At 59.9% G+C, this 666-nt stretch carries 1 protein-coding gene; it reads right to left on the bottom strand.

Translation table 11 applies throughout. The features are described from left to right. Nucleotides 1-666 (bottom strand): carbohydrate ABC transporter permease (locus tag G9X67_RS09845; RefSeq protein ID WP_171598593.1); only part of this gene is annotated, 666 nt, incomplete at both ends.

Below are 666 nucleotides of genomic sequence, written 5' to 3'. Positions count from 1 at the left end.
GACATTGTATTCGACCACCCCGGTCGAGGTGTTGACGACATTGTTCAGCGCCACCGTCATCGGCATGGATTCACCGGTGCCGGCGTAAGCCGAGGCAAACAGGAAGTCGTTCCAGATATTGGTGAACTGGTAGATCACCGTGACGACGATGATCGGCAGCGAGTTCGGCAGCATGATGCGGCGGAAGATCTGGAAGAAGCTGGCGCCATCGACCTGGGCGGCCCTGACCAGCTCGGTCGGAAAGGCCTCGTAGAAATTGCGGAAGAACAGCGTCGTGAAGCCCAGGCCATAGACGACATGGACAAAGACCAGATTGACGGTCGGATTGCCGAAGCCGAAGTTCGAGCCCGTGGCATTCTGCAGCGTCATGCCGAAGCGGCCGAGGCTGCCGAGGATCGTTGCCATCGGCAACAGTACCGACTGGAACGGGATGAAGCAGGCAAACAGCATCAGCCCGAACACCAGAGTGTGGCCGGGAAAGCGCCATTTGGTCAGCACATAACCGTTCAGCGCCCCCATGATGGTAGAGATCGCGACAGCCGGCACCACCATCTTGATCGAGTTCCAGAAGTAGCCCTTGATGCCGGCGCAGGTCAGACCGACGCAGGTCTCGCCCCAGGCCTTGATCCAGGGGTCGAAGGTCGGCGATTGCGGCAGCGCCAGCAT

Origin of the sequence: Rhizobium sp. WYCCWR 11152, from assembly GCF_013087615.1 — a bacterium.
Classification (GTDB): Bacteria; Pseudomonadota; Alphaproteobacteria; order Rhizobiales; family Rhizobiaceae; genus Rhizobium; species Rhizobium indicum.
Note: the sequence above shows the minus strand (reverse complement) of the source record. Positions and strands in the feature narration are given on the sequence as shown.